Source organism: Pseudomonas sp. BT76 TE3572, from assembly GCF_050435365.1.
Lineage (GTDB): Bacteria > Pseudomonadota > Gammaproteobacteria > Pseudomonadales > Pseudomonadaceae > Aquipseudomonas > Aquipseudomonas fluorescens_W.
Window position 1 is genome coordinate 1,507,785 of the sequence record NZ_JBNDKE010000001.1, and the last position, 26,680, is coordinate 1,534,464.

Genomic DNA, 26,680 nt, shown 5'->3' on the forward strand with positions numbered 1-26,680 from the left:
AGTCTAAACATACAAGCGAGCTTGCTCCGGGCGGCGTTCCGACGATGCTTTTAGGCGCCGAAGGCGTCTTTTAGGAAACCCGGTGCGATGTAGCGCTGGTAATGCGCCTCGGAGAGCAAAAAGAACTCCCGATCAATGGCATCCCGCAGTTCCGGCAGGTTCCAGTCGCGAAACTCCGGCATCAGCACCATCCCGTAGGCTTCCAGGTTGTTGATGACCCGCGCGCCCCGCGCAATCAACTGATACGCCCAGCAATACTCCGACTGATGCGGCACAAAGCGGATTTTGCGCTGTTCCAGTTGCAGACGCAGGCGCTGGGGATCGAAAACCTCCAGCTTGCTGGCCATCACCTGGGACAGCAGCAACTCAAGACGCAGCCACACCGCGCGCTTTTCCTCCTCGTTGTAACCATTCCAGTTGATCACTTCATGGTGAAAACGCTTGCAGCCACGGCACACCAAGTCACCGTAAACAGTGGAGCAGAGGCCGACGCAGGGGGTCTTGATGGTCTGATTGGGCATAGGTTGGGAAAGCACGGGAAAGCAGAACAGGTCGGCATGTTAGCCCTTTGTCTAACATTCATCACCCCTCAAAGTTCAGAGCCTAACTTACCTTTCCATTTTTTTTGCCGTAGAATCAGCCAGCCTTTTAAGGCGCCAATGTCCGTTAGAAGCTGTTTTCAAAGCGTCACGAGCACAGTCGTTCCTTCAGAGCGGTGTTGGCGAAGGGTTTTTCCAGCGGGGAAAAGCCCAACGCCAACCCTCATCAGCTCCCCGTTCTGCAGGCGTAAAACTTTGAAAGCAGCTTCTGTAAGGAATTGTCGGTAATTCTGGCTAAGTGGCCCACAACGCCACGCAGCGCATGAGTACGGCAATTTCGGGATGAGCGTCCCGGACACCCATTTGGGACCACTGATGAGGGTAATAACTGTGCTTGAAGCCTACCGCAAACATATCGAAGAGCGTGCAGCACTGGGTATCGTTCCCCAGCCGTTAAACGCCGAACAAACTGCAGGCCTGGTCGAGCTGCTGAAGAATCCCCCGGCTGGCGAAGAAGCTTTCCTCGTTGACCTGATCACCAATCGCATTCCACCAGGTGTGGACGAAGCAGCCTATGTAAAGGCCGGCTTCCTGTCTGCCCTCGCCAAAGGCGAAGCAAAATCCCCTCTGATCGACAAGAAACGCGCTGTTGAACTGCTCGGCACCATGCAGGGCGGCTACAACATCGTGACTCTGGTCAATCTGCTGGACGACGCCGAACTGGCGCCAGTCGCTGCCAAAGAACTCAAGCACACGCTGCTGATGTTCGACGCTTTCCACGACGTCGCTGAAAAAGCGAAGAACGGCAACGTTCACGCTAAAGGCGTGCTGCAATCCTGGGCTGACGGCGAGTGGTTCAAGAACCGCCCTGTCCTGGCCGACAAGATCAGCCTGCGCGTGTTCAAGGTCACTGGCGAAACCAACACCGACGACCTGTCCCCTGCTCCAGACGCCTGGTCCCGCCCGGACATCCCGCTGCACGCCCTCGCCATGCTGAAAATGGCCCGTGAAGGCATCGTGCCTGACGCCCAGGGCGTCACCGGTCCGATGAAGCAGATCGAAGAAATGCGCAACGCCGGCTTCCCGATCGCCTACGTTGGCGACGTGGTCGGTACCGGTTCTTCGCGTAAATCCGCCACCAACTCGGTGCTGTGGTTCTTCGGCGACGACGTTCCTTACGTGCCGAACAAGCGTGCCGGCGGTTTCTGCTTCGGCAGCAAAATCGCTCCGATCTTCTACAACACCATGGAAGATGCTGGCGCACTGCCAATCGAATTCGACGTGACCAACATGCACATGGGCGACGTGATCGACCTGTACCCGCATGCTGGTAAAGTCTGCAAACACGGCACTGACGAAGTCCTGACCACCTTCGAAATGAAGACCCCGGTGCTGTTGGACGAAGTTCGTGCTGGCGGCCGTATCCCGCTGATCATCGGCCGCGGCCTGACCGACAAGGCTCGTGCCGAATTGGGCCTGGGCCCTACCGACCTGTTCAAACTGCCAGAAGCACCTGTCGACACCGGCAAGGGCTTCACCCTGGCACAGAAAATGGTCGGCAAGGCTTGCGGCCTGCCAGAAGGCAAAGGCGTTCGTCCAGGTACTTACTGCGAACCGAAAATGACCACCGTCGGCTCTCAGGACACCACCGGTCCTATGACCCGTGACGAACTGAAAGACCTGGCGTGCCTGGGCTTCTCGACCGATCTGGTCATGCAGTCCTTCTGCCACACCGCGGCTTACCCTAAGCCGATCGACGTGACCACCCACCACACCCTGCCAGACTTCATCATGACCCGCGGCGGCGTTTCCCTGCGTCCGGGCGACGGCATCATCCACAGCTGGCTGAACCGTATGCTGCTGCCGGACACCGTCGGTACCGGTGGTGACTCGCACACCCGTTTCCCGATGGGCATTTCGTTCCCGGCCGGTTCCGGCCTGGTAGCGTTTGCCGCAGCCACTGGCGTTATGCCGCTGGACATGCCGGAATCGATCCTGGTGCGCTTCAAAGGCAAAATGCAACCGGGCGTCACCCTGCGTGACCTGGTTCACGCCATTCCTTACTTCGCGATTCAGGCTGGCCTGCTGACCGTCGAGAAGAAAGGCAAGAAGAACGCCTTCTCCGGCCGCATTCTGGAAATCGAAGGCCTGGACAACCTGAGCATCGAGCAAGCTTTCGAGCTGTCCGACGCCTCGGCCGAACGTTCGGCTGCCGGTTGCACCATCAAGCTGTCGAAAGAGTCGATCACCGAGTACCTGAGCTCCAACGTCACCCTGCTGCGCTGGATGATCGGCGAAGGCTACGGCGATGCACGTACCCTGGAGCGTCGTGCTCAAGCGATGGAAGCCTGGATCGCCAACCCTGAGTTGATGGTTGCCGATGCTGACGCCGAATACGCTGAAATCATCGAAATCGACCTGGCCGACATCAAAGAGCCTGTGCTCTGCGCGCCAAACGATCCGGACGACGCCCGTCTGCTGTCCAGCGTTGCTGGCGAGAAGATTGACGAAGTGTTCATCGGTTCGTGCATGACCAACATCGGTCACTTCCGCGCTGCCGGCAAGTTGCTGGAACAGGTCAAAGGTCAGCTTCCAACCCGTCTGTGGCTGTCGCCACCGACCAAAATGGACGCTCACCAGCTGACCGAAGAAGGCTACTACGGCATCTACGGCAAGGCTGGCGCTCGCATGGAAATGCCGGGTTGCTCGCTGTGCATGGGTAACCAGGCACGTGTAGAGCCGAACTCGACTGTTGTGTCGACGTCGACCCGTAACTTCCCGAACCGTCTGGGTGACGGCGCGAACGTCTACCTGGCTTCGGCCGAGCTGGCGTCTGTTGCTTCCATCCTGGGTCGCCTGCCGACCGTCGAGGAGTACATGGAATACGCTGGCAAGATCGACAGCATGGCGGCCGATGTTTACCGCTACCTGTCCTTCGACCAGATCGCCGAGTTCCGTGAAGCTGCTGCGAACGCCAACATCCCGGTCGTTCAAGCCTAACGCTGCAACGCAATAAAAAACGCCGCCCATCGTGAGATGAGCGGCGTTTTTTTATGCCAGTATGAAGATCAAATGTGGGAGCGGGCTTGCTCGCGAATGCGGTGTGTCATTCGACAGTTATGTTGACTGACACACTGCATTCGCGAGCAAGCCCGCTCCCACAGGTTATGCGGATGACTTGAGTGCTTGTTGCACTGCGCCGTCGACACTCAAGTCACTGAAAATAACCTGCTCGCGCTCCCGTGCCGGCAACTTCGACAGAACGGCCTGAGCCTCGTGCTTGAGCCGCGCCAGAATCAGCAGCTTGTCCTCGGCTCGCACTTGCATAAAAAACGCTTCCAGCGCTTCGATGCTGGTGCCGTCCAGATTGGGAGACTCCTCCAGACTGAGAATGATCGTATGAATCGGTGGCGATGCATGCCGGGTCAAGCGCAATGCACCGCCCAGAATGCGCTCCACGTTGGCAAAAAACAGCGCTTCGCTCGGCCTGACGATCAGTACACCGGGGATCTCGCGGGCCTGAGGGTGGCGTTGCAGATCGACAAAATCATGACCGCTACCTATCTGCCCCAGCACCTGAATATCCGCCGATGACATCTGTTTCAACATCAGGACCACGCTGATTACCACCGCCACTAACAGACCGTCCAATACCCCCAGCACCAGCACCGCTGCCACCGCGCAAATCACCAGCAGACGATCGCGACGCCAGACGAAATACCGGCCCAAGGGCTGCAGGCTCAAGCCACGCGCCAATGCGTGAATGACAATGGCCGCCAGCACTGGCTCAGGGGTCAGCGCAACCCAGGGCAACACCGTCAAGACGATGAGCAACACCACCCCCGCCGCTACCGCGCCCGCCAGACGCGAGCCGGCACCCGCCGCCTCATTGGCCGACGTCGCAGAATAACCGGCACCTGCCGGCATGCCATGGAACAGGCCCGACAGCAGATTGGCGGCACCGAGGGCCAGCAGATCGCGGTTCGAGGACACACGGTCGCCGTGCTTGAGCGCAAACGAGGTGATTGATCCATAAGACTCGGCATACAGAATCATCACCATGGCAAACGCCAGTTCGCCCAGGCGCAACCAGTCGGTAAACGGCAACACGGGAAGACGCGGCACTTCCAGGCTCAGATCAATCACGCCGATCAGTTTCACCCCATAAGCTGGCAAGTTCAGCCATTGGCCGGCCGCGATGCCGAGCGCCACCACCAACAAACCTCCCGGCAAACGCCTGACCCGGGCGCACAGCCACAACACCAGCAAGGACACGACCGCCACAAGGGCGCCGACCCGGTTCCACTGTGGTAACTGCTCAAGCAGTTGCGGCACGAACCGGATCAGGTTGCCATTGCTCAAGTGCACATCGACGATGCTCGCTACTTGCTTGAGGATGATCGTCACGGCGAGGCCGAAGGCAAAGCCTCTCAGCACCGGTTTGGCAATGAACGACGTCACGCTGCCGAGCTTGAACAGTCCGGCCAGCAGGAAAAATCCACCCGTCACCAGCACCAGACCAATCGCCAGGGTCATGCGCAGGCCCGAGTCACCATTGGCCAACGTGGCTGTGGCGGCGGCCAGTACCGCCGCCGAAGACGACGTAGCAGAAACGATGGCAAAACGACTGGTGCCGAACAACCCGTAGCACAGCAGGCCGGCAAATAGCGCAATCACGCCCGCCTGTGGCGGCAATGCAGCAATGCTTGAATAGGCGACCGCCTCGGGCAACAACAAACCGGCAATCGACAACCCGGCCATTACGTCCAGCCAGCGGTTTGGCCTGTCGGCACGGGGTTGCGCCGATGCACCGTGGGCATCTGCCATAAAGCGTCTCCAGAGAAAGGGGCAATCCCGCGGCAAACGGTCTACGACGCGCTGATGCAGCCGCAAGCTTAGCCGCTAATCCCATGGAACGTGTGCGCTGGGTCAGGTACAAGGCGGTTTCAATGCCTGCACGAAGACCAAATGTGGGAGCGGGCTTGCTCGCGAAGGCGGTGTCCCAGTCAACATTCATGTCGACTGATACTCCCTCTTCGCGAGCAAGTCGGATCGCCGCACCGCCGCTCCCACAGGGTATTCAGCGTGTCAGCCGTGATTGGCTAACCTGCGATTCAGGCAGTCAACGAGTAGATCAACGCCGAGATCGCCACCAGGCCCACCGCCGTCACGAAGACGTTGGAAGCCTGACCACGATAACGCGCCATGGCCGGAACCTTGCGGATCGCGTACATCGGCATCAGGAACAGGATCGCGGCGATGATCGGGCCACCGAGGGTTTCGATCATCCCGAGAATGCTCGGGTTCAGCGTGGCAACGATCCAGCAGACCACCAGCATGAAGGCGGCAGTCATGCGATCCAGGGTCTTCGGTGCCGGGCGCTTGCCGCTCTTCACGATCAGACCTTTCAGGCCTTCGCTGGCACCGATGTAGTGGCCCAGGAATGACTTGGAAATGGCCACAAACGCAATCAACGGTGCCGCGAAGGCGATGGTCGGGTTGCTGAAGTGGTTGGCCAGGTACGACAGGATCGACAGGTTCTGCGCCTTGGCTTCAGCCAATTGCGCTGGCGACAGGGTCAGCACGCAACTGAACACGAAGAACAGCACCATCACCACCATCAAGGCGTGGGCACGGGACAGGATCTGCGAGCTACGCTCTTCGGCGTGATCGCCATAACGACGCTTCTGGTCCACCGCGAACGCCGAGATGATCGGCGAATGGTTGAACGAGAACACCATCACCGGAATCGCCAGCCACAGCGTGTGCAGCAGTGCCGACGGTTCTGGCAGCGTCGACGCGGTGGCGAGAATGCCGCCGTTCCAGTGAGGAATCAGGAACACCGCGAGGAACAGCAGCGCAACAATGAACGGATAAACCATCAGGCTCATGGCCTTGACGATCACCTGCTCGCCGCAACGTACCACCGCCAACAGGCCGAGAATCAGTACCAACGACAGCACGGCGCGCGGTGGCGGCATGATGTGCAGTTGATGCTCGAGAAAACTGCCCACGGTGTTGGTCAGGGCCACGCTGTAGATCAACAGGATCGGGAAGATCGCAAAGAAGTACAGCAAGGTGATCAGCGCGCCAGCCTTGATCCCGAAGTGCTCTTCCACAACTTCAGTGATGTCCGCGCCTTCGCGTCCGGATAACACAAAACGTGTCAGGCCACGGTGTGCGTAAAACGTCATAGGGAACGCCAGCACCGCCAGGACCAGCAACGGCCAGAAGCCGCCCAGACCCGCGTTGATCGGCAAAAACAGCGTGCCAGCCCCGATGGCCGTGCCAAACAGGCCCAGCATCCAGGTGGTGTCATGGCGATTCCAGCTCTCAAGCGTCGCTGGTGCCGCCGATACATAGCGTTCGTCGACGCTATTGGCCTGATCATTCATCCGGTGGGATCTCCGCATTCCGGTCAGTTGCTACCCGGTCAGGACGAGTCGGAAAAATCCGACAGGCAGCGCCCTGGCCGAAACAGGGGCGCGATTGTCCGGGATTAATGAGCAGAAGCAAAGACTTAGCTGAGGAGTGGTTGTGCGGATCAGATCCATTGGCCCCCTTTATTAAATAGATGTTTTAAAAAATCTATTTAATAAAGGATTGCCGTCATGTAATTTTGATCCCGCTTGCTGACCGGCAACCTAATTTCGGAGCCCTCTCATGCCACTCGTTCGCGTCGACATCAAAAAGCATCAAGACCCTACTTTTGCCAAACGTGTCGGGCAATTGATCTACGCCGCCATGCACAGCGCCATTGGCGTGCCGGAGAACGATAACTTCCAGATTCTTGCCGAGCACGATGAACAGCATTTCATCTTTGATCCCGGCTACCTGGGCATCAATCGCACCGACAATCTGGTGGTGATTCAGATCACCCTGAGCGAAGGCCGCACCCTCGAGCAGAAAAAACTGCTCTACAAAACCATTGCCGAGAGCCTTAACGCGGAACTGGCGGTGCGACTGGAAGATGTGTTCATCAATCTGGTGGAGGTCAAGAAAGAGAACTGGTCGTTTGGCAACGGCATTGCTCAATACGCCCTCTGATTTCTACCTTTTGTATTCCTGTGAGCCGCCAATGCCCCGAGTCTCCCGCAAACAAGCCGAACTCAACCGCGAGATCATCGTCGAGGCCGCCACGCGTCTGTTTCGCGAACGCGGCTTGCACGGGATCAGTGTCGTCGATGTGATGGGCGCAGCCGGCCTCACCCATGGCGGGTTCTACGGTCACTTCGAATCCAAGGAAGCGCTGGCGCAAGAGGCGTGCAGCCGGGCGTTCACCCAATCGATGGAGCGCTGGAAGCAGAAAATAGAGGATAACGACGACAGCCTCTCGGCCCGCGAACGCATCATCGCGCCCTACCTGTCCGCGGCCAATCGCGATAATCCGGGCGAAAGCTGCCCGGTGACCGCGTTTGCCGGCGACATGTGTCATGAAACAGCTGAAAGCGGATTGCACCAGACCTACACCCAAGGGCTGGAGGCTTTGTTGCAGATGCTGGCACCACTGATGGGCGCGGATCAGCCCGGCACCAATCGGCAAAAAGCGCTGGTGGACTATTCGCTGATGGTCGGCGCCCTGACCCTGGCCCGTGCGACCCGGGGTGACGCTTTGTCCGATGAAATACTCGACGCAGCGCGGACGTTTCTCACCTCGGAAACGGCCGTTAAATAAACACAGCGCAGTGAACTCAAGGCCCCGCCAGCAATGGACGGGGCCTTGTCGTTTCTGCCGTCCATTCGGCACTTTTCGTACGCCCCCCAAGAAAAAGGTGTTGCACACCGTGGATAGGTAAGCGCTCCTACACTGAGGTCGAAAGCCACAAGCCTGCTATCTTTGGTAAATGCCAAACCGTTGCGGAATCAGCTATTTGAAGCAACGTTTTGAAGCAACTTTCGAGCCCCGATTTACTGATGCCCTCAGGAGCCCAGCATGCCCGCAACCGTTCTGGTACTGGTCGAAACCATCAATGATTACCTGCCGATTCTCGAACATCAGGGTTTTCACCTGATTCTGGCTCCCACACCTGCCGAGCGCGCCGATGCCATTAAACGCCATGGCGCGCAGATCGATGCGGTGCTGACCCGCGGCCCATTGGGCCTGTATGCCGACGAAATAGCCGCCCTGCCCAATCTCAAGATCATCTGCGTGATCGGCGCCGGCTACGAACACGTCGACCTGCAAGCCGCCGCCAACCGGGGCATTACGGTCACCAACGGCGCCGGAGTCAATGCCTCTTCAGTCGCCGACCATGCCATGGCGATGCTGCTGTCGCTGGTGCGTGACATTCCCCGTTGCGACGCCGCCGTGCGCCGGGGTGAGTGGCCGAAAATCATGCGCCCTTCCCTGGCGGGCAAGCACTTGGGCATCCTGGGACTCGGTGCGGTCGGAATGGCCATCGCCAAACGCGCCGCCCACGGCTTCGACATGACGGTCAGTTACCACAACCGCCAGCATCGCAGCGATGTGCCGTACAGCTTCCGCTCGACGCCCACCGAGTTGGCACGGGAATCAGACTTTTTGGTCGTCGCCACCCCCGGCGGCCTGGGCACCAAACACCTGATCAACCGACAGGTACTCGACGCCCTGGGCCCAAACGGGTTCATCGTCAACATCGCCCGAGCCAGTGTGATCGTCACCGCAGACCTGATCAGCTCGCTTGAGCAGCGCAGGATTGCCGGCGCTGCGCTGGATGTCTTCGACACAGAACCCCAAGTACCCAATGCCTTCAAGACGTTGGCCAATGTGATCCTCACCCCGCATGTCGCCGGTTTGTCCCCGGAAGCCACTCAAGGCACCGTGGAGCTGGTAGGTCGCAATCTGGTGGCGTTCTTCACCGGCAATCCGGTATTGACCCCGATTGCCCTGCCCTCGTCGACGAGTATGATCTGAGCACCATTCAAACAGGTGTATCAAAAACAATGATTGCCCGGCAACACGCTCGCCTATAAGGGCGTTTCGTGGTTGTGGGTGTCGGGCGTGCGCATTAGATTAGCCAATAGTCTCAGGCCTCCAGAATAAGCAGAAGGGATAAGCATGGCGCTTACTGACCAGTCCACCCGTATCCGCACCGGCGAAGAACTCGATGCCAGCCTGATCGATCCGTACCTCAAGGCCCACATTCCGGGCCTGAGTGGTTTGCCGCAGATCAGCCAGTTTCCAGGCGGTGCGTCGAACCTCACCTACTTGCTGGAATACCCCGAACAGGAGTTCGTCCTGCGTCGCCCGCCCTTTGGCCACAAGGCCAAGTCCGCCCACGACATGGGCCGCGAATTTCGCATCCTCAATCAGCTTCGTGATGGTTTCCCGTACTGCCCGAAAGCCTACGTGCACTGCACCGATGAATCGGTGATCGGCGCCGAGTTCTACGTGATGGAACGGGTCAAGGGGATCATCCTGCGCTCCGAACTGCCACCGGAACTAGGGCTGGATTCGGCGAAAACCGAAGCGCTGTGCAAAAGTTTCATTGACAAATTCGTTGAACTGCACCGAGTCGACTACAAGGCCTATGGCTTGGGCGACCTCGGCAAACCCGAAGGTTATGTCGCGCGGCAGATCAAAGGCTGGAGCGATCGCTACGAGAAAGCACTGACGCCGGACGCGCCGAAGTGGGAAGCGGTCAAAGCCTGGCTCAACGACAAGATGCCGGCCGATCACCCGACCTCCAGCATCGTCCACAACGATTACCGCTTCGACAACGTGATCCTCGACCCGAACAATCCGATGGACATCATCGGCGTGCTCGACTGGGAACTGACCACCCTCGGCGACCCGCTGATGGACCTTGGCAACACCCTCGCCTACTGGATCGAAGCCGGTGACCCGGCTCCGGTGCAAATGATGCGCCGCCAACCGAGCCACGCCCCGGGCATGCTGACCCGCCGTGAGTTCGTCGATTACTACGCCGAGCGTTCAGGCATCCAGATTGACAACTTCGACTTCTACTACACCTACGGCCTGTTCCGCCTGGCCGGCATCGTGCAGCAGATCTACTACCGCTTCTTCCATGGTCAGACCCAGGACAAACGCTTCGCGCAGTTCATTCACATGAACAAACTGCTGGAGCAAATGAGCCTGCAAGTCATCCAGAAATCCAGCCTCTGATCACGCCACGGGCCCCAATAACAAAACTTTTTATAAGAGAATCCCATGTCCAAGACTCAGTTGTTCGACCTCGACGGCAAAATCGCATTTGTATCCGGCGCCAGCCGCGGCATCGGTGAAGCCATCGCCAAACTGCTGGCCCAGCAAGGCGCCCATGTCATCGTCTCGAGCCGTAAACTCGACGGCTGCCAGCACGTGGCCGATGCGATCATCGCCGCTGGCGGTAAAGCCACTGCCGTGGCTTGCCACATCGGTGAAATGGAACAGATCAGCCAGGTCTTCGCCGGCATTCGCGAACAGTTCGGGCGCCTGGACATCCTGATCAACAACGCGGCGACCAACCCGCAGTTCTGCAACGTACTGGACACCGACCTCAGCGCTTTCCAGAAAACCGTCGACGTGAACATCCGCGGTTACTTCTTCATGTCGGTGGAAGCCGGCAAGCTGATGCGCGAAAACGGCGGCGGCAGCATCATCAACGTCGCCTCGATCAACGGCATCTCGCCGGGGATCTTCCAGGGCATCTACTCGGTGACCAAAGCGGCGGTCATCAACATGACCAAAGTGTTCGCCAAGGAATGCGCGCAGTTCGGCATCCGCTGCAACGCCCTGCTGCCAGGTCTGACCGACACCAAGTTTGCTTCGGCACTGGTGAAAAACGAGGCTATTTTGAACACCGCATTGCAGCAGATCCCACTCAAGCGTGTGGCGGATCCGAGCGAGATGGCCGGTGCGGTGTTGTATCTGGCCAGTGATGCGTCGAGTTACACCACCGGGGTTTCGTTGAATGTGGATGGTGGGTTCTTGTCCTGATCCGATTTACCGGATGAACAAAAGGCAGCCTTAGGGCTGCCTTTTTTTGCCCTGCCTTATCGTTCCCACGCAGTGTGGAAACGATTACACGAAAGAATTTTAATTCCATAATTTGCAAATAATGAATATTTATTCCATAAATAGCCCTCCTGAAAATAAAATCCAAAAGGACCCCGGCTATGCGCGAACTCGGTATCGGACTCATCGGCACAGGTTTCATGGGCCGCGCCCATGCCTTGGCGTTTCGCAACGTCAGTGCGGTTTTCGAACTGCCCCTCAAGCTCAAACTCGCCGCGCTGGCCGACGCCGATCCGCAGCGTGCCCGCCACTGCGCCGATGCCTGGGGTTTCGACACCGCTCATAGCGACTGGCAACAACTGATCGATGACCCCAAGGTCAATCTGATCGCCATCACCACACCCAATCACCTGCACTACCCCATGGCCATGGCCGCCCTCGCCGCCGGCAAACCGGTCTATTGCGAGAAGCCGTTGGCGGTGAGTCTGGAGCAGGCCGACGCCATGCGCCTGGGGGCCAAAGCGGCAGGCGTGGTGACGCGGGTGGGTTACAACTATCAGCACAACCCGATGATCGGGCTCGCCCGGCAGCTGATTGAAAACGGCGATTTGGGTCAGATCATCAGTTTCCAGGGTGAATTCAGCGAAGACTTCATGGCCGATCCCGCATCACCCTGGTCCTGGCGTTGCGATTCCGATCATGCCGGTGGCGCACTGGCCGATCTGGGCAGTCACCTGTTGGCCATGGCCCGCTATCTGGTGGGCGATGTCGAGGCAGTGAGCGCCGACACCCAGACCGTGCACCGACAACGTCCCGCCAAGGCTGGCAGTCACGAGCAACGCAATATCGCCGTCGACGATCAGGTCCACGCCTTGTTGCGGTTTGCCAATGGCGCCCGGGGCACGTTCAGCAGCAGTTGGCTCAAGCACGGCTACAAGAATCACCTGAGTTTCGAAATCAGCGGCACCCGAGGGACTTTGGTGTTCGATCAGGAACGCCTGAATGAATTGCGACTGTTTCGTGCCGGTCAGGACGGTTTCCAGCGCTTGCTGGCAGGGCCGAATCTGCCGGGTTATGCAGCGTTCAGCCCGGCGGCAGGGCATCAGTTGGGTTACAACGAACTCAAGACGCTGGAAGTCCATGATCTGGTGATGGCGCTGGCAGGCTTATCTCAGGGTGGAACAGATTTCGAACAGGCATGGGAAGTCGAACGCCTGGCGACCGCCATTCGACTGGCAGCGCAAGAATCACGGTGGGTCAGGATCGAGGAAGTCTGAGCGAAACACACGAATGCCCGCCAGCAGCACAGCGCCGCTGGCGGTTCAACGTGAGCAGATGGACGCTTACTGAGTGACGCAACGAGTCAGCGTCGTTTCCCGGGTCACCTGCCCTTCAGCCCTCATATCACCTTGCACATCGGTGTTTTCAGTGGTCTGGCAGGTGCGTACAGGAGGTGGAGGCGGCGCGGCGGGAGGTGGCGGCGGAGGACTCGCACAACCACCCAGAATCGCTATCCAGAGTGCGAACGACAGTGTTGCAAAAGTGCGTTTCCCAAGACTTTTCATAGGTTGACCCGCGGTAAGTGATCGACATATTTCCGCGACCCAACTGCCTCACCGCGAACCCGCGGACCGGTCACAGAAAAAATACTCTCGTATTCTTTATACGACCGCCGGCAAAACCCGACAGTTCCTATGACGTCTCGCGACGATGCAACGTATTGCACTCGAGTTCATAACGCAGCTCTTCGATCAACGCTGCCACCGCCTCCGGTGTTCTTAGCTTGGCCACGCTCAACCCGGTGACCACCAGATCCACCTGCCCCGACACCGGATGATAGAGCTTCACCGTCAGTGAACGAGCCCCCGTAACAGTGCAGTCACAGGCCAGCGGCGAAAAGCTCCGCTCCAGCTGCATACGCAATTGCGCCACATAAATCATCCGGCAGTTCCTGTAGCTGTTTCGAAAGGGAGGCGATACCCGAAGACCTGTATCGCACCCTGATAGCCTAAGAACTGCTGCGCCCGGCCAGAACATGAATTTGCACCCCCTCAAGTAGTGCATTTGCACCTAACGCTGGGCCTTGGGCCGCCACTCGCTGGAGAACAAACCGCGCTCGCGAGCCCAGACAATCGCCTCGCTACGACTGTGAACGTCGAGTTTGGAATACACCGTCGACACATGGTTGCGCACCGTGTTCGGCGCGAGCTTGAGCCGCGCGGCGATTTCCTTGTCGGCCAGGCCTTCGCAGATCAGGCCGAGCACATCGCGCTCGCGAGCGGTCAGGTCGGTGAAAGACACACTAGGCAACCGTGGCGAGTTGACGTTTTTGACGTTAGCGAGCTTCTCGATGAGCGTGCGGCTGAACCAGGAGGCGTCTTTCATCACCTCTTCGATCGCCGACACCAACTCCAGCTCCGTGCGTTTACGCTCGGTGATGTCCATGAACACCAGCAGGTAGCAGGGACGGTCCTGAATGTTCACGGTGTCGGCCGAGACCGCGCAATCGATCAATCCGGCGCCTTTCTTGCGTACCTGAACATCGACACGATCCACGCGTCCGGTTTTTTCCAGCGCCGTAAACAGCCGCGCGCGGGCGCCTGCGTCATCGATAAAATCGATCTGCGTTACCGATTGGCCAAGCACTTCTTCACTGGAATACGCGAGCGTATCGAGGAAGGCTTCATTGACGTCCATCACCACCTGATCGCTGGCGTTGCACACCAGGATCGGCACCGGGGTCAGTCGAAAAGCCTTGGCGAAGCGTTCCTCGCTCTGACGCAAGGCGAGTTCGGCCTTATGCCGAGGCTCGATGTCCACAAACGAAAACAGCATGCAGGCTTCGTCGTGCAGCTCAAGGGGCTGGCCGGCGACGATCACCTGTTTGCTGCCACCGTCGTGTAACTTCAACTGAGCCTGCATCTGCGGAATGGTTGCCCCTTCGAGCAACCGCTGCTTGGCCAGGTCTTTGTTTTCGGCGCCCTCCAGCACGTCCAGTTCATAGGTCGAACGGCCGATCACCTGATCACGGGCATGGCCGGTCATCTCCAGGAAGCCCGGGTTGACTTTGATGTAACGCAAATCGCTCAGGCGACAGATCACCGCCGGGGCCGGGTTGGCATTGAAGGTTTTTTCGAAACGCTGCTCGGCGCTGGCCCACTCCGTGACATCGTTCATGATCAGCACCAGCGACTCCGGCTTGCCAGCGCTGTCGGCCAATACCATGCTGCGCACGCTGTGGACCCAGGTGCGCTCTTCGTCGTCCACCGGTGTCACCTCAACCAGCACATCACTGAAGGACTCGCCTCGGGCAACGCGGCTGATCGGATAATTGTCGACCTGAACCGGATGATTATTGCGATAACGCAAGGCGAAGCGCTCGGCGAACTCCCTGGCATTCGCCCCCAGCTCGCTGAGCTGCCCGACACCATGCATGGCCAGCGCGGCGTCATTGGCCCATAGGAGGGTCTGGTCGAGTTCCAGCAGAATCACCCCATCGGACAGGCCGGCGATGATCTGCTGCAACTGGCGGCGATTGGTTTCGGTGATCAGGACGTCCTGGCTCATTGGATCTCCACGCTTGCGGCGGCGCATTCATGCGCCGCCCTGTGAAGATTACGACCGCAGGCAATCATGATCGTGCAGATATGCCGGGCGATACGGGTGCAGGAGCTGGCGCAGCCTGCGATCTTTTGATCTTCAGGCCGCCAATTGACCACTGGCAATCGCCGCCGAAGCCGCCAGCATCGCCCGCAACAACACCGCACACCCGGCCGCCAGGTCATCTGGCGCGGCGTTTTCGATTTCGTTGTGGCTGATGCCGCCTTCGCACGGTACGAAGATCATCCCGGCCGGGCCGAGTTCGGCGAGGAAGATTGCGTCGTGCCCTGCTCCGCTGACGATGTCCATGTGCGACAGGCCCAACCCTTGGGCGGCGCCGCGTACCGCTTCGACGCAACCTTTGTCGAAGTACAGCGGCGGGAAATCCGCAGTGGGTGTGAGTTCGAAGGTCAGGCCGTGTTCCTCGCAGGTGGTTTCGATGACTTCGCGGACTTCGGCGATCATCGAGTCCAGGCGCGCCGGTTCCAGATGACGGAAGTCCAGGGTCATGCGCACTTCGCCGGGGATGACGTTGCGTGAGCCGGGATAGGCTTGCAGGCAGCCAACGGTGCCGCAGGCGTGCGGCTGATGACCAAGAGCAGCGCGATTGACCGCACCGACGATCACCGAAGCGCCGACCAGAGCATCCTTGCGCAGGTGCATCGGCGTCGGGCCGGCGTGGGCTTCGACGCCACGCAATTTCAGGTCGAACCATTTCTGCCCGAGCGCGCCCATCACCACACCGATGGTTTTGTGTTCGTCTTCAAGGATCGGGCCTTGCTCGATATGGGCCTCGAAATAGGCGCCGACGGCATGGCCGCTGACCTCGCGTGGGCCGGCGTAGCCGATGGCGTTCAACGCTTCGCCGACGGTGACGCCCTCGGCATCGACCTTGGCCAGGGTTTCTTCGAGGGTGAATTTTTCTGCAAATACGCCGGAGCCCATCATGCACGGAGCGAAGCGTGAACCTTCCTCGTTGGTCCAGACCACGACTTCCAGCGGCGCTTCGGTTTCCACGCCCAGGTCATTGAGGGTACGCAGCACTTCGACGCCGGCCAGTACGCCGAAACAGCCGTCGAACTTGCCGCCGGTGGGTTGGGTGTCGATGTGGCTGCCGGTCATCACCGGCGGCAGGTTCGGGTTGCGACCGGGGCGGCGGGCGAAGATATTGCCGACGGCGTCGATGCTGACGGTGCAACCGGCCTCCTCGCACCAGTTGACGAAAATGTCCCGGGCCTGACGGTCGAGGTCGGTCAGGGCCAGGCGACAGACGCCACCCTTGACCGTGGCGCCGAGCTTGGCCAGGTCCATGAGCGACTGCCACAAGCGGTCGCGGTTGATGTGCTGATGGGTGGACTGCAGAACGTCTACGGCAGCGTTCATGATGATCTCCTCAGGCAGTTGTTATAGGTTACTTCAGGCATTTTTTTGGTGTCTTGGAGGCCGTCATCGCGGGCAAGCCCGCTCCCACAGTGGATGGTGTGTACATAGCATTTGTGTACGACCTCAATCCCTGTGGGAGCGGGCTTGCCCGCGAAGAGGCCATCCGCTAGACCGCAGATTTCGCAACAGACGGACTGGGGCGCATCGAGCACAACCCGTAGTAAATCAGCCCACCCAGCGCCGAGCCGGTGAACCAGCCATAGTCGTAGAACCAGCTGAATGCAGTGCTGCCGAGCGACAGCAGCGTCAGCGCCACCGGCACACCGAACGCGATAAACCCGAACCAGTTCCACGCCGGGTAAACGTCATCGCGATAGAGGCCGGCCAGGTCCAGTTGCTGTTTCTTGATCAGGAAATAGTCCACCACCATGATCCCGGCGATCGGGCCCAACAGGCTCGAATAGCCTAGCAACCAGTTGGAATACACCGTCTCCAGGCTTAAATCCGAGACGATCAAACCGAGCTTCTTCAACAGCTCATGGGCCATCAGCGCCAAGCCTACAAGACCGGTGAGCAACACCGCTTTGGTGCGGTTGATGAACTTGGGGGCGACGTTCTGGAAATCGTTGGTCGGCGAAACAATGTTGGCCGCTGTGTTGGTCGACAGCGTGGCGATGATGATCAGTGCCATGGCCAGTGCGACCCAGACCGGGCTCTGGATATGACCGATCAAGGTAACCGGATCGGAGACAGTGACGCCCACCAGTTTGACCGAGGCGGCCGTCATTACTACGCCGAGGGAGGCGAACAGGAACATGGTCAGGGGCAAGCCGATGATCTGCCCGACGATCTGATCCTTCTGGCTTTTCGCATAGCGGCTGAAATCCGGAATGTTCAGGGACAAGGTGGCCCAGAACCCGACCATGGCGGTCAGTCCCGCAGCAAAGTAACTGACGACGCTTGCCCCTTCCGGACGCTTGGCCGGGATGGCCATCAATTCCGTCATCGATACGTTTGGCATCGCCCATACCAACAGCCCCACGCCCACCAGCACCAACAACGGTGCCGAGAGGGTTTCCAGCCATTTGATTGAGTCCGCGCCGCGAATCACCACCCACAGGTTCAGCGCCCAGAAGATCATGAAGCCGATCACTTCACCGGTCCCGCCCAGGGCTTTCCATCCGTCGAATACCGAGCCCAGAAACAGGTGAATCGCCAGCCCGCCGAACATCGTCTGGATGCCGAACCAGCCGCACGCCACCAAGGCGCGGATCAGGCACGGAACGTTGGAACCGAGGACACCGAAGGACGACCGCAACAACACCGGAAACGGAATGCCGTACTTGGTGCCGGGGAAGGCGTTCAGGGTCAGGGGGATCAACACGATGATGTTGGCGAACAGAATCGCCAGCAGCGCTTCGCCGACGCTCAGGCCGAAATACGCGGTGAGCACGCCGCCGAGGGTGTAGGTCGGCACGCAGATCGCCATGCCGACCCACAATGCGGTGATGTGCCATTTGTTCCAGGTTCGTTCGCGCACCTTCGTCGGTGCCATGTCGTGGTTGTAACGGGGACTGTCGAGGACATCACTGCCAGCCTCGAGCTCAAACAAGCCGTCGCGCTCGGTCACTTGCGATCTGATCTGTTGCATGGCCGCTCCACTGTTCTTTGAATTATTTTTTGCTCATCAGGGGGCTGGCGGCATCAATAAACGTGCCGGGCACCCCGTTTGCGCATCGGGCAGTTCCATAAAAACTTTGTAACCAACTGATGTTTATCAGTTTTATTTATATAGCCGATGAGTCACCGGTTACTTGCTTGTTCACTCAGGCTAAATGCCAGGCAAGTTGTCCGAACCGTCAGGACTCAATCTGGTGCATACCACTTTTTTTCAACGTTGCGCATCAACCATAGACCATCCTCAAGCGGCTGATTTCACATAAGAAATCTCGTCTATTTTTACAACCTGTCAAGTGCGTCAAAATGGTGAGAGGCCTCACCATTTTGGTGATTCTCAGTTTTAATTGTTAATTATCAATAACTTAAAATAGATATAAGCTTATAAAAAATATTCTTGCTCAATCCTTAAACTCAGACTAGCGTTTATTCCTGACAGCGCTGACAGGAATACACCCGTTTGCGTCGGCTTCATATAAAACATTTAGAACCGGCACAAGTCGGTCATTGCCTGCGAGGAACTCGGAATGTCTCTGTTGATCCGTGGCGCCACCGTTATTACCCATGATGAAAGTTATCGCGCCGACGTCTATTGCGCCGACGGCGTGATCAAAGCCATCGGCGAAAACCTTGATGTTCCCGCCGATGCCGAAGTGCTCGACGGCAGCGGCCAATACCTGATGCCCGGCGGCATCGATCCGCACACGCACATGCAACTGCCCTTCATGGGCACGGTGGCCAGTGAAGACTTCTTCAGCGGCACCGCGGCGGGACTTGCCGGTGGCACCACGTCGATCATCGACTTTGTGATTCCCAATCCGCAGCAATCCTTGATGGAAGCCTTTCATCAGTGGCGCGGCTGGGCCGAGAAGTCGGCGTCGGATTACGGTTTCCACGTCGCGATTACCTGGTGGAGCGAACAGGTCCGCGAGGAAATGGCCGAGCTGGTCAGCCAGCACGGGGTCAACAGCTTCAAGCACTTCATGGCCTACAAGAACGCGATCATGGCCGCCGACGATACGCTGGTGGCCAGTTTCGAGCGCTGCCTGGAACTGGGCGCAGTGCCGACCGTGCATGCGGAAAACGGTGAGCTGGTCTATCACCTGCAACGCAAATTGATGGCCCAGGGCATGACCGGTCCGGAAGCGCATCCGTTGTCGCGCCCTTCGCAGGTTGAAGGTGAAGCGGCCAGTCGGGCGATCCGCATCGCCGAAACCCTGGGCACGCCGCTGTACCTGGTGCATGTCTCGACCAAGGAAGCCCTCGACGAAATCACCTACGCCCGCAGCAAGGGCCAACAAGTCTATGGCGAGGTCCTGGCCGGGCATCTGCTGCTGGACGACAGCGTCTACCAACACCCGGACTGGCAGACCGCCGCCGGTTACGTGATGAGCCCGCCCTTCCGTCCACGCGGCCATCAAGAAGCACTTTGGCACGGCCTGCAATCGGGCAACCTGCACACCACCGCCACCGACCATTGCTGCTTCTGTGCCGAGCAAAAAGCCGCGGGCCGTGACGACTTCAGCAAAATCCCCAATGGCACGGCCGGTATCGAAGACCGCATGGCGGTGCTCTGGGATGAAGGGGTGAACACCGGGCGTTTGTCGATGCAGCACTTCGTGGCGCTGACCTCCACCAACACGGCGAAGATCTTCAATCTCTATCCACGTAAAGGCGCGATTCGCGTCGGGGCCGATGCGGACCTGGTGCTGTGGGATCCAGAGGGTACGCGGACCATCTCGGCCAAGACGCATCACCAACAGGTCGACTTCAACATCTTTGAAGGCAAGACCGTGCGCGGTGTGCCGAGCCATACCGTCAGCCAGGGCCGGGTGGTATGGGCCGATGGTGATTTGCGCGCCGAGCGTGGTGCCGGGCGGTATGTCGAACGGCCGGCGTATCCGGCGGTGTTTGATTTGCTGAGCAAGCGGGCTGAGTTGAACAGGCCGGTTGCTGTGAAACGCTGATCTGCCCTTTGTGGCGAGGGAGCTTGCTCCCGCTGGACTGCGCAGCAGGCCCAAAGCCAGTCGACTTGGGGGTCAGGACAACCGAGTTGGCAGGATATGGGGCGGCTTCGCCACCCAGCGGGAGCAAGCTCCCTCACCACAGGATGATGCGAAAAAACCAATGCCCATCAGAGGCAGTACCTCAATAACCGTGAGGCCAACACCGTGATCAAGACCCTGAACCACCTCCCGCATCCGCACGAGAATGCGGCCGCCCTCGCCGGCCATTTCACCGACCTGGCGCCACCGCTCAACGACCGTCAAGCCCATCTGGAAGCCTCGCGCTGCCTGTACTGCTACGACGCGCCGTGCGTGAATGCCTGTCCGAGCGAGATCGACATTCCGTCATTCATCCGCAATATCCATCAGGAAAACGTTCAGGGCGCCGCGCAGAAAATCCTCTCGGCGAACATCCTCGGCGGCAGTTGCGCCCGGGTATGCCCGACAGAAGTGCTTTGCCAGCAAGCCTGCGTGCGCAACAACGACCATGAATGCGCACCGGTGCTGATCGGCCTGTTGCAACGTTACGCCGTCGACAACGCACACTTCAGCGAACACCCCTTCACGCGTGCGGCATCCACCGGCAAGCGCATCGCCGTGGTTGGCGCCGGTCCGGCCGGTTTGTCCTGCGCTCACCGCAGTGCCATGCACGGTCATGACGTGGTGATTTTCGAGGCACGGGAAAAGGCTGGCGGCCTCAACGAATACGGGATTGCCAAGTACAAACTGGTGGATGACTACGCGCAGAAGGAGCTTGAATTCCTATTGGAAATCGGCGGGATCGAAATCCGCCACGGGCAAAAACTCGGCGAAAACCTCACCCTCAGCGATCTGCATCAGCAGTTCGACGCGGTGTTCCTCGGCCTCGGTCTGGCCGCCAGCAAACAGCTGGGGCTTGCTCATGAAGAGGCACCCGGCCTGCTGGCCGCCACCGATTACATCCGCGAACTGCGCCAGGCCGATGACCTGACCCAGCTCCCCCTCGCTGACCGTTGCATCGTTTTGGGCGCCGGCAACACCGCCATCGACATGGCCGTGCAAATGGCTCGCCTCGGGGCACGCGACGTCAACCTGGTGTACCGCCGCGGTGTCGAGGAAATGGGCGCCACCGGCCACGAACAGGACATCGCCAAAGCCAATCAAGTGCGCTTGCTGACCTGGGCACAACCCGAAGAAGTCCTGCTCGATGCTCAAGGCCAGGTACGCGGCATGCGCTTCGCTCGGACCTGGTTAGTCGAAGGTCGCCTGCAAACCACCGGCGAAACCTTCGAACTGGCCGCCGACGCCATCTTCAAAGCCATCGGCCAGGCCTTCGACGCCAGCGCCCTCGTCGACCCTCTGGCCCGTGAACTCAAGCGCCAGGGCGAGCGGATTCAAGTGGACGAAAACCTGCGCACCAGCATCCCCGGCGTGTACGCCGGCGGCGACTGCACCAGCCTCGATCAGGACCTCACCGTGCAGGCCGTGCAGCACGGCAAACGGGCCGCCGAGGCCATCAACGCCCAACTCATGCTCAACGTGGAGGCTGCGTAAATGGCCGATCTCTCGATTGTCTTCGCCGGCATCAAAGCCCCCAATCCGTTCTGGCTGGCCTCCGCGCCACCGACCGACAAGGCCTACAACGTGGTCCGCGCCTTCGAGGCCGGTTGGGGTGGCGTGGTCTGGAAAACCCTGGGTGATGACCCGGCGGCGGTCAACGTGTCGTCCCGCTACTCGGCGCACTTCGGTGCCAACCGTGAAGTGGTGGGTTTCAACAACATCGAGTTGATCACTGATCGCTCACTGGAGATCAACCTGCGGGAAATCACTCAGGTCAAAAAGGACTGGCCGGACCGTGCACTGATTGTGTCGCTGATGGTGCCCTGCGTTGAAGAATCCTGGAAATTCATCCTGCCGCTAGTGGAAGCCACCGGCGCCGATGGCATCGAGCTGAACTTCGGTTGCCCGCACGGGATGCCGGAGCGCGGCATGGGCGCGGCGGTCGGCCAGGTGCCGGAATACGTCGAACAGGTCACCCGTTGGTGCAAGACGTACTGCTCGCTGCCGGTGATCGTCAAGCTCACGCCGAACATCACCGACATTCGCGTCGCCGCTCGCGCAGCTCATCGTGGCGGCGCGGATGCGGTGTCGCTGATCAACACGATCAACTCGATCACCAGCGTCAACCTGGAGCGCATGGTCGCCAATCCCGCCGTGGGCAACCAGAGCACCCACGGTGGTTATTGCGGTTCGGCGGTGAAGCCGATTGCGCTGAACATGGTCGCCGAAATCGCCCGTGACCCACAGACGCAAGGCCTGCCGATCTCCGGCATTGGCGGCATCAGCAGCTGGCGCGACGCGGCGGAATTTATTGCGCTGGGCAGCGGCTCGGTGCAGGTGTGCACGGCGGCGATGCTGCATGGCTTCCGGATTGTCGAGGAGATGAAGGACGGCTTATCGCGCTGGATGGACAGTCAGGGCTACGCCAGCGTGTCAGAGTTTTCCGGGCGTGCGGTGGGCAATACCACGGACTGGAAGTACCTGGACATCAACTATCAGGTGATTGCCAAGATTGACCAAGAGGCGTGCATTGGTTGCGGTCGTTGCCACATTGCTTGCGAAGACACTTCGCACCAGGCGATTGCGAGCCTTAAGCAGGCGGACGGGACGCACAAGTATGAAGTGATTGATGATGAGTGCGTGGGGTGCAACCTGTGTCAGATCACGTGCCCGGTGCAGGATTGTATTGAGATGGTGCCGATGGAGAACGGGAAGCCGTTTCTGGATTGGAATCATGATCCGAGGAATCCGTACCACGTCGCCCTTTAGATTGGGGACTGATCCTGAAACCCCCCCTCACCCTAACCCTCTCCCCAGAGGGTAGAGGGGACTGACCGATGTGTTTGTTTGAAAGACTGCGACCTGAGATACCGAGTCGAACTCAGGTTTGAATACAACGAAGATCGGCTCCCTTTCCCCCTCTCCCCTCTGGGGAGAGGGGGGGTTTTCAAGGCTCCAACCCAATCCCCCGCAAGATCACACTCGTCACCGTCTGCACCGCCCGCTCGAACTGCATGTCCGACAACGGCTGATGGTCATTCAGAATATTCACCTGATGATCAAAGTCGGCGTAGTGCTGGGTCGACGCCCAGATCATGTACAGCAGGCTCGAAGGTTCCACCGGCAGGATGCGTTTGTCGTCCACCCACTGGCGAATTTTCGCTTCTTTCATCTTGGCCCAGTCGTACAGACTGACGTCCAGTTTCTCACCCAGGGTCGGCGCACCATGGATGATTTCGTTGGCCCAGACTTTGGACCCATAAGGCCGGCTGCGGGAGTGGTTCATCTTGGCGCGGATGTAGCTGCTGAGCACCACGCGCGGGTCGTCGAACATCTCGAAGCACAGGGCGTCCTGTTTCCACACCTCCAGCAAACCCAGCAACACCGCGCTGTACAGCTCACTCTTGGTGCTGAAGTAGTAATGCAGGTTGGAGCGCGGCAGTTGCACTTCGGCGGCGATGTCGGCCATGGCGGTGCCGCCGAAACCTTTTTCGGCGAAAACCTTTTCGGCCCCCAACAGGATTTTCTCGACGTTACTGCGACGAATCTCGATCTTGTGATTGCCCATGAGGGCTCCCTGACTACAGCGTTGATCAAGACTAGCATCCGCTCTAGCTCGCGGCGACAAGGGAAAACGAAACTTCGTACACCCAGCGTCTCGCAGGTAAACTGGCGGCCTTTTCGAACCCGCCTCAGAGGTATTCCACGATGCTGCTCAAGAAAACCCTGAACACCGTCGCCCTGCTCGGCTCGCTGTTCGCCGCTTCATCGGTGTTTGCCCACGCCCATCTGAAAAGCCAGACCCCGGCCGCCGACAGCACGGTGAGCGCGCCGTCGGAACTGCGTCTGGTATTTTCCGAAGGCGTTGAAGCGACCTTTTCCAAGGTCACGATCAGCAAGGACGGCAGCAACGTGGCGGTGAAAAGCCTCGCCACCGAAGGCAGCGACAAGAAAACCCTGATCGTCACCCCGGCCGCACCGTTGGCAACGGGCGCCTACAAAGTCGAATGGCACGCGGTGTCGGTCGATACCCACAAAAGCGAAGGCGCCTATGGCTTCAAGGTTGGCCAGTAATTCATGACGAGCGCGATGGTGCTGTGCCGCTTTCTGCATTTCACCGTCGTGCTGATGCTGTTCGGGGCGTGGGTGTTCAGGCCGCTGCTGGTCAATGGCGACGCTGGACATCTGGATCAGCGACTGACGAAGACAAGCCGCTGGCTGGCGGCGCTGGCGTTGGTCACTGGCGTTAGCTGGTTGCTGTTGATCACCGCCAGCATGGCCGGTTCGTGGGACGCGGCATTCGATCCGTCGACCCTGCGACTGGTGCTGGGCAAGACATTTTTCGGCCAGGTCTGGCGCTGGCACTTGCTGCTCAATGCGTTGTTGGTCGCGCTGCTGATGACGCCCTTGCGTTCAAACCTGCCCCTGCGAATCGGCCTCGCCAGTCTGCTGCTGGCCACCCTCGCCCCGGTCGGCCACGGCGCCATGCTCGACGGCCTCAACGGCCAATTGCTGATCCTCAATCAAATCATTCACCTGACCTGCGTCGGCGCCTGGCTCGGCGGTTTGATGTTGTTGGTAATGATCCTGCGGCAGCCGGCAGAGCATTCAATCAAGGCGACCTTGCAACGCTTCAGCGGCGTTGGTTACGTCTTGGTGGCGGGGTTGGTGATGACCGGTTTGATCAACGTTCGCGTACTCACCGGGCAGTTCTGGCCGACGCCGTTGTGGTCCGGGTTTGCGCTGATTCTGTTGATCAAGGTGGTGCTGGTCGCCGCGATGCTGGGGCTGGCGCTGTTCAATCGACTGCGGATCAACGACTGCGAGCAGCGTCCGACGGCTCTGAAAAGCAGCGTTATCTTCGAATGGTTGCTGGGGATGGGAGCGGTGGCTGCCGTTTCTTTACTCGGCACTATGCCGCCGATGATCACTGGCTAAAACACAGAATCCTGTGGGAGCGGACTTGCTCCCACAGGGGTTCTTCGACATACCATAAAATCGCGCCAAGTCATCGTACAACTTCTGATTGACATTCCCCGTAACACTTGCAAATAATCCGCCCCGACGTTGTACGACGACGTATAACAAAAAATAAAAACAACAAGAAACACAGGAGCGTCACTGTGAGCAAGCTCGTCCGCAATTCCTCCGTCTGCACCCCTCGCCCAACCTTCGCACGCCGTACTGCCCTGAGCCTGATCGGTTGCAGCAGCCTGGCCCTCGCCCTGCCCATGACCAGTCATGCCGAAGGTTTCGTCGATGACGCCAAAGCCACGCTGAACCTGCGCAACTTCTACATCAACCGCAACTTCACGAACCCGGCCTACCCGCAGGGCAAGGCTGAAGAGTGGACGCAAAGCTTCATCCTCGACGCCAAATCCGGATTCACCCAGGGCCCCGTCGGTTTCGGCATGGATGTGCTGGGCCTGTACTCGGAAAAGCTCGACGGTGGCAAAGGCACCGGCGGCACCTCGTTGCTGCCGATTCATGATGACGGCCGCCCGGCCGACAATTTCGGGCGCCTGGGTGTGGCGCTGAAAGGCAAAGTCTCGAAAACCGAATTGAAGGTCGGCGAATGGATGCCGGTGTTGCCGATCCTGCGCTCCGACGACGGCCGCTCGCTGCCGCAAACCTTCCGTGGTGGTCAGGTGACATCCACCGAGATCAGTGGCCTGACGCTCTATGGCGGCCAGTTCCGCGCCAACAGCCCGCGCAACGATGCGAGCATGGAAGACATGTTCATGAACGGCAAATCGGCGGCCTTCACCTCGGACCGTTTCAACTTTGGCGGCGGTGAATATGTGTTCAACGAAAAGCGCACCCAGGTCGGCGTCTGGTACGCGCAACTCAGCGACATTTATCAGCAACAGTATTTCAACCTGAGCCACAGCCAGCCCATCGGCGACTGGACCCTCGGCGCCAACCTTGGTTACTTCATCGGCAAGGAAGACGGCAGCGCACTGGCCGGCGACCTCGATAACAAAACCGCGTTCGCCATGCTCTCGGCCAAATACGGTGGCAACACCTTCTATGTCGGCCTGCAAAAACTCACCGGCGACGATGTCTGGATGCGGGTCAACGGTACCAGCGGCGGCACCTTGGCCAACGACAGCTACAACTCCAGCTACGACAACGCCAAGGAAAGATCCTGGCAGCTACGCCACGACTACAACTTTGTAGCGCTCGGCATTCCCGGCCTGACCATGATGAACCGCTACATCAGCGGCGATAACGTGCACACAGGCACCATCACCGACGGCAAGGAATGGGGCCGCGAATCAGAACTGGCTTACACCGTACAGAGCGGCGTGCTGAAGAACCTCAACGTCAAATGGCGTAACGCGTCGATCCGCAAGGACTTCAGCACCAATGAATTCGACGAAAACCGCATTATCATCAACTACCCGATTTCGTTGTTGTAAGCCGAGGGGCTGGGGGATCAACACGAGCCCTGTGGGAGCGAGCTTGCTCGCGATGGCGGCGTTACATTCAACATCAAT

21 protein-coding genes are annotated in these 26,680 nt (G+C 59.2%); 13 read left to right on the forward strand and 8 right to left on the reverse strand.

Going from position 1 to position 26,680, the window contains the following annotated elements; all coding sequences use genetic code 11:
- Nucleotides 1–50: 50 nt before the first annotated feature.
- Nucleotides 51–521 carry a DUF1289 domain-containing protein gene (locus ABH912_RS06745; protein WP_046048871.1) on the reverse strand — a complete coding sequence of 157 codons (471 nt, stop codon included), beginning with the start codon at nt 519–521 and terminating at the stop codon, nt 51–53.
- A gap of 408 nt (nt 522–929) precedes the next feature.
- Between ABH912_RS06745 and acnB the strand changes: the two genes are divergently transcribed.
- Entirely contained in the window at nt 930–3,539 is a 2,610-nt protein-coding gene (gene acnB / locus ABH912_RS06750) for a bifunctional aconitate hydratase 2/2-methylisocitrate dehydratase (protein WP_429513063.1), read from the forward strand.
- A gap of 165 nt (nt 3,540–3,704) precedes the next feature.
- On the opposite strand, the gene ABH912_RS06755 is transcribed toward acnB, so the two are convergent.
- Both ABH912_RS06755 and ABH912_RS06760 read right to left on the reverse strand, forming a co-directional pair.
- Nucleotides 3,705–5,366: a SulP family inorganic anion transporter gene (locus ABH912_RS06755; RefSeq protein WP_429510159.1), complete on the reverse strand. Its 1,662-nt coding sequence runs from the start codon at nt 5,364–5,366 to the stop codon at nt 3,705–3,707.
- A gap of 287 nt (nt 5,367–5,653) precedes the next feature.
- A complete protein-coding gene (locus tag ABH912_RS06760; protein ID WP_429510160.1) occupies nt 5,654–6,934 on the reverse strand; it encodes a serine/threonine transporter in 1,281 nt (426 codons plus the stop codon).
- Between the two features lie 268 nt (nt 6,935–7,202).
- On the opposite strand from ABH912_RS06760, the gene ABH912_RS06765 reads away from it, so the two are divergent.
- From ABH912_RS06765 to ABH912_RS06790, 6 genes are all read left to right on the forward strand, one after another.
- Nucleotides 7,203–7,586, forward strand: coding sequence for a tautomerase family protein (locus ABH912_RS06765; RefSeq protein WP_429510161.1), 384 nt, complete (start codon nt 7,203–7,205; stop codon nt 7,584–7,586).
- A gap of 31 nt (nt 7,587–7,617) precedes the next feature.
- Nucleotides 7,618–8,214 (forward strand): TetR/AcrR family transcriptional regulator, encoded by a 597-nt coding sequence (locus ABH912_RS06770; protein WP_429510162.1) that lies wholly within the window; start codon nt 7,618–7,620, stop codon nt 8,212–8,214.
- Between the two features lie 258 nt (nt 8,215–8,472).
- Nucleotides 8,473–9,432, forward strand: coding sequence for a 2-hydroxyacid dehydrogenase (locus tag ABH912_RS06775; RefSeq protein WP_033054564.1), 960 nt, complete (start codon nt 8,473–8,475; stop codon nt 9,430–9,432).
- Nucleotides 9,433–9,576: 144 nt separating this feature from the next.
- Nucleotides 9,577–10,644 carry a phosphotransferase family protein gene (locus ABH912_RS06780; protein WP_429510163.1) on the forward strand — a complete coding sequence of 356 codons (1,068 nt, stop codon included), beginning with the start codon at nt 9,577–9,579 and terminating at the stop codon, nt 10,642–10,644.
- Nucleotides 10,645–10,689: 45 nt separating this feature from the next.
- Nucleotides 10,690–11,457, forward strand: a complete 768-nt coding sequence (locus ABH912_RS06785) for an SDR family oxidoreductase (RefSeq protein WP_429510164.1) — start codon at nt 10,690–10,692, stop codon at nt 11,455–11,457.
- A gap of 179 nt (nt 11,458–11,636) precedes the next feature.
- Nucleotides 11,637–12,752 carry a Gfo/Idh/MocA family protein gene (locus ABH912_RS06790; protein ID WP_429510165.1) on the forward strand — a complete coding sequence of 372 codons (1,116 nt, stop codon included), beginning with the start codon at nt 11,637–11,639 and terminating at the stop codon, nt 12,750–12,752.
- 415 nt (nt 12,753–13,167) lie between these two features.
- Here the strand turns inward: ABH912_RS06790 and ABH912_RS06795 are convergent, their stop codons facing one another.
- From ABH912_RS06795 to ABH912_RS06810, 4 genes are all read right to left on the reverse strand, one after another.
- The gene (locus tag ABH912_RS06795) at nt 13,168–13,416 is read right to left on the reverse strand and encodes a DUF1652 domain-containing protein (RefSeq protein WP_033054560.1); all 249 of its coding nucleotides are present in this window, start codon (nt 13,414–13,416) and stop codon (nt 13,168–13,170) included.
- Between the two features lie 129 nt (nt 13,417–13,545).
- Nucleotides 13,546–15,042, reverse strand: coding sequence for a helix-turn-helix transcriptional regulator (locus ABH912_RS06800; protein WP_033054559.1), 1,497 nt, complete (start codon nt 15,040–15,042; stop codon nt 13,546–13,548).
- Nucleotides 15,043–15,174: 132 nt separating this feature from the next.
- On the reverse strand, nt 15,175–16,458 hold the full coding sequence (locus ABH912_RS06805; protein ID WP_429510166.1) for a Zn-dependent hydrolase: 1,284 nt from the start codon (nt 16,456–16,458) through the stop codon (nt 15,175–15,177).
- A gap of 166 nt (nt 16,459–16,624) precedes the next feature.
- Nucleotides 16,625–18,109, reverse strand: coding sequence for an NCS1 family nucleobase:cation symporter-1 (locus ABH912_RS06810; RefSeq protein WP_429510167.1), 1,485 nt, complete (start codon nt 18,107–18,109; stop codon nt 16,625–16,627).
- 553 nt (nt 18,110–18,662) lie between these two features.
- Between ABH912_RS06810 and hydA the strand changes: the two genes are divergently transcribed.
- From hydA to preA, 3 genes are all read left to right on the forward strand, one after another.
- Nucleotides 18,663–20,102, forward strand: a complete 1,440-nt coding sequence (hydA, locus tag ABH912_RS06815; RefSeq protein ID WP_033054554.1) for a dihydropyrimidinase — start codon at nt 18,663–18,665, stop codon at nt 20,100–20,102.
- 204 nt (nt 20,103–20,306) lie between these two features.
- A complete protein-coding gene (locus ABH912_RS06820) occupies nt 20,307–21,674 on the forward strand; it encodes an NAD(P)-dependent oxidoreductase (RefSeq protein ID WP_033054552.1) in 1,368 nt (455 codons plus the stop codon).
- Nucleotides 21,675–22,949 carry an NAD-dependent dihydropyrimidine dehydrogenase subunit PreA gene (gene preA / locus ABH912_RS06825; protein WP_429510168.1) on the forward strand — a complete coding sequence of 425 codons (1,275 nt, stop codon included), beginning with the start codon at nt 21,675–21,677 and terminating at the stop codon, nt 22,947–22,949.
- A 178-nt stretch (nt 22,950–23,127) separates the two neighbouring features.
- Here preA and ABH912_RS06830 read toward each other — a convergent pair whose 3' ends face one another.
- Entirely contained in the window at nt 23,128–23,748 is a 621-nt protein-coding gene (locus tag ABH912_RS06830) for a TetR/AcrR family transcriptional regulator (protein ID WP_008149783.1), read from the reverse strand.
- A gap of 140 nt (nt 23,749–23,888) precedes the next feature.
- Here ABH912_RS06830 and copC point away from each other — a divergent pair, with 140 nt between their 5' ends.
- The 3 genes from copC to ABH912_RS06845 all read left to right on the forward strand — a co-directional run bounded on the left by copC (nt 23,889) and on the right by ABH912_RS06845 (nt 26,602).
- On the forward strand, nt 23,889–24,254 hold the full coding sequence (gene copC, locus ABH912_RS06835; RefSeq protein WP_429510169.1) for a copper homeostasis periplasmic binding protein CopC: 366 nt from the start codon (nt 23,889–23,891) through the stop codon (nt 24,252–24,254).
- A gap of 3 nt (nt 24,255–24,257) precedes the next feature.
- Complete coding sequence (copD, locus tag ABH912_RS06840) at nt 24,258–25,118, forward strand: copper homeostasis membrane protein CopD (RefSeq protein ID WP_429510170.1); 861 nt, start codon at nt 24,258–24,260, stop codon at nt 25,116–25,118.
- 185 nt (nt 25,119–25,303) lie between these two features.
- A complete protein-coding gene (locus tag ABH912_RS06845; protein WP_429510171.1) occupies nt 25,304–26,602 on the forward strand; it encodes an OprD family porin in 1,299 nt (432 codons plus the stop codon).
- Nucleotides 26,603–26,680 lie beyond the last annotated feature (78 nt).

What these genes read in the sequence shown, in the direction of transcription:
- copD (WP_429510170.1), top strand. Translation starts at nt 24,258, where the DNA reads ATGACGAGCGCGATGGTGCTGTGCCGCTTTCTGCATTTCACCGTCGTG.
- ABH912_RS06770 (WP_429510162.1), top strand. Translation starts at nt 7,618, where the DNA reads ATGCCCCGAGTCTCCCGCAAACAAGCCGAACTCAACCGCGAGATCATC.
- ABH912_RS06785 (WP_429510164.1), top strand. Translation starts at nt 10,690, where the DNA reads ATGTCCAAGACTCAGTTGTTCGACCTCGACGGCAAAATCGCATTTGTA.
- ABH912_RS06760 (WP_429510160.1), bottom strand. Translation starts at nt 6,934, where the DNA reads ATGAATGATCAGGCCAATAGCGTCGACGAACGCTATGTATCGGCGGCA.
- preA (WP_429510168.1), top strand. Translation starts at nt 21,675, where the DNA reads ATGGCCGATCTCTCGATTGTCTTCGCCGGCATCAAAGCCCCCAATCCG.
- copC (WP_429510169.1), top strand. Translation starts at nt 23,889, where the DNA reads ATGCTGCTCAAGAAAACCCTGAACACCGTCGCCCTGCTCGGCTCGCTG.
- ABH912_RS06755 (WP_429510159.1), bottom strand. Translation starts at nt 5,366, where the DNA reads ATGGCAGATGCCCACGGTGCATCGGCGCAACCCCGTGCCGACAGGCCA.
- ABH912_RS06765 (WP_429510161.1), top strand. Translation starts at nt 7,203, where the DNA reads ATGCCACTCGTTCGCGTCGACATCAAAAAGCATCAAGACCCTACTTTT.
- ABH912_RS06830 (WP_008149783.1), bottom strand. Translation starts at nt 23,748, where the DNA reads ATGGGCAATCACAAGATCGAGATTCGTCGCAGTAACGTCGAGAAAATC.
- ABH912_RS06780 (WP_429510163.1), top strand. Translation starts at nt 9,577, where the DNA reads ATGGCGCTTACTGACCAGTCCACCCGTATCCGCACCGGCGAAGAACTC.
- ABH912_RS06795 (WP_033054560.1), bottom strand. Translation starts at nt 13,416, where the DNA reads ATGATTTATGTGGCGCAATTGCGTATGCAGCTGGAGCGGAGCTTTTCG.
- ABH912_RS06800 (WP_033054559.1), bottom strand. Translation starts at nt 15,042, where the DNA reads ATGAGCCAGGACGTCCTGATCACCGAAACCAATCGCCGCCAGTTGCAG.
- ABH912_RS06775 (WP_033054564.1), top strand. Translation starts at nt 8,473, where the DNA reads ATGCCCGCAACCGTTCTGGTACTGGTCGAAACCATCAATGATTACCTG.
- ABH912_RS06745 (WP_046048871.1), bottom strand. Translation starts at nt 521, where the DNA reads ATGCCCAATCAGACCATCAAGACCCCCTGCGTCGGCCTCTGCTCCACT.
- ABH912_RS06810 (WP_429510167.1), bottom strand. Translation starts at nt 18,109, where the DNA reads ATGCAACAGATCAGATCGCAAGTGACCGAGCGCGACGGCTTGTTTGAG.
- hydA (WP_033054554.1), top strand. Translation starts at nt 18,663, where the DNA reads ATGTCTCTGTTGATCCGTGGCGCCACCGTTATTACCCATGATGAAAGT.
- ABH912_RS06805 (WP_429510166.1), bottom strand. Translation starts at nt 16,458, where the DNA reads ATGAACGCTGCCGTAGACGTTCTGCAGTCCACCCATCAGCACATCAAC.
- ABH912_RS06790 (WP_429510165.1), top strand. Translation starts at nt 11,637, where the DNA reads ATGCGCGAACTCGGTATCGGACTCATCGGCACAGGTTTCATGGGCCGC.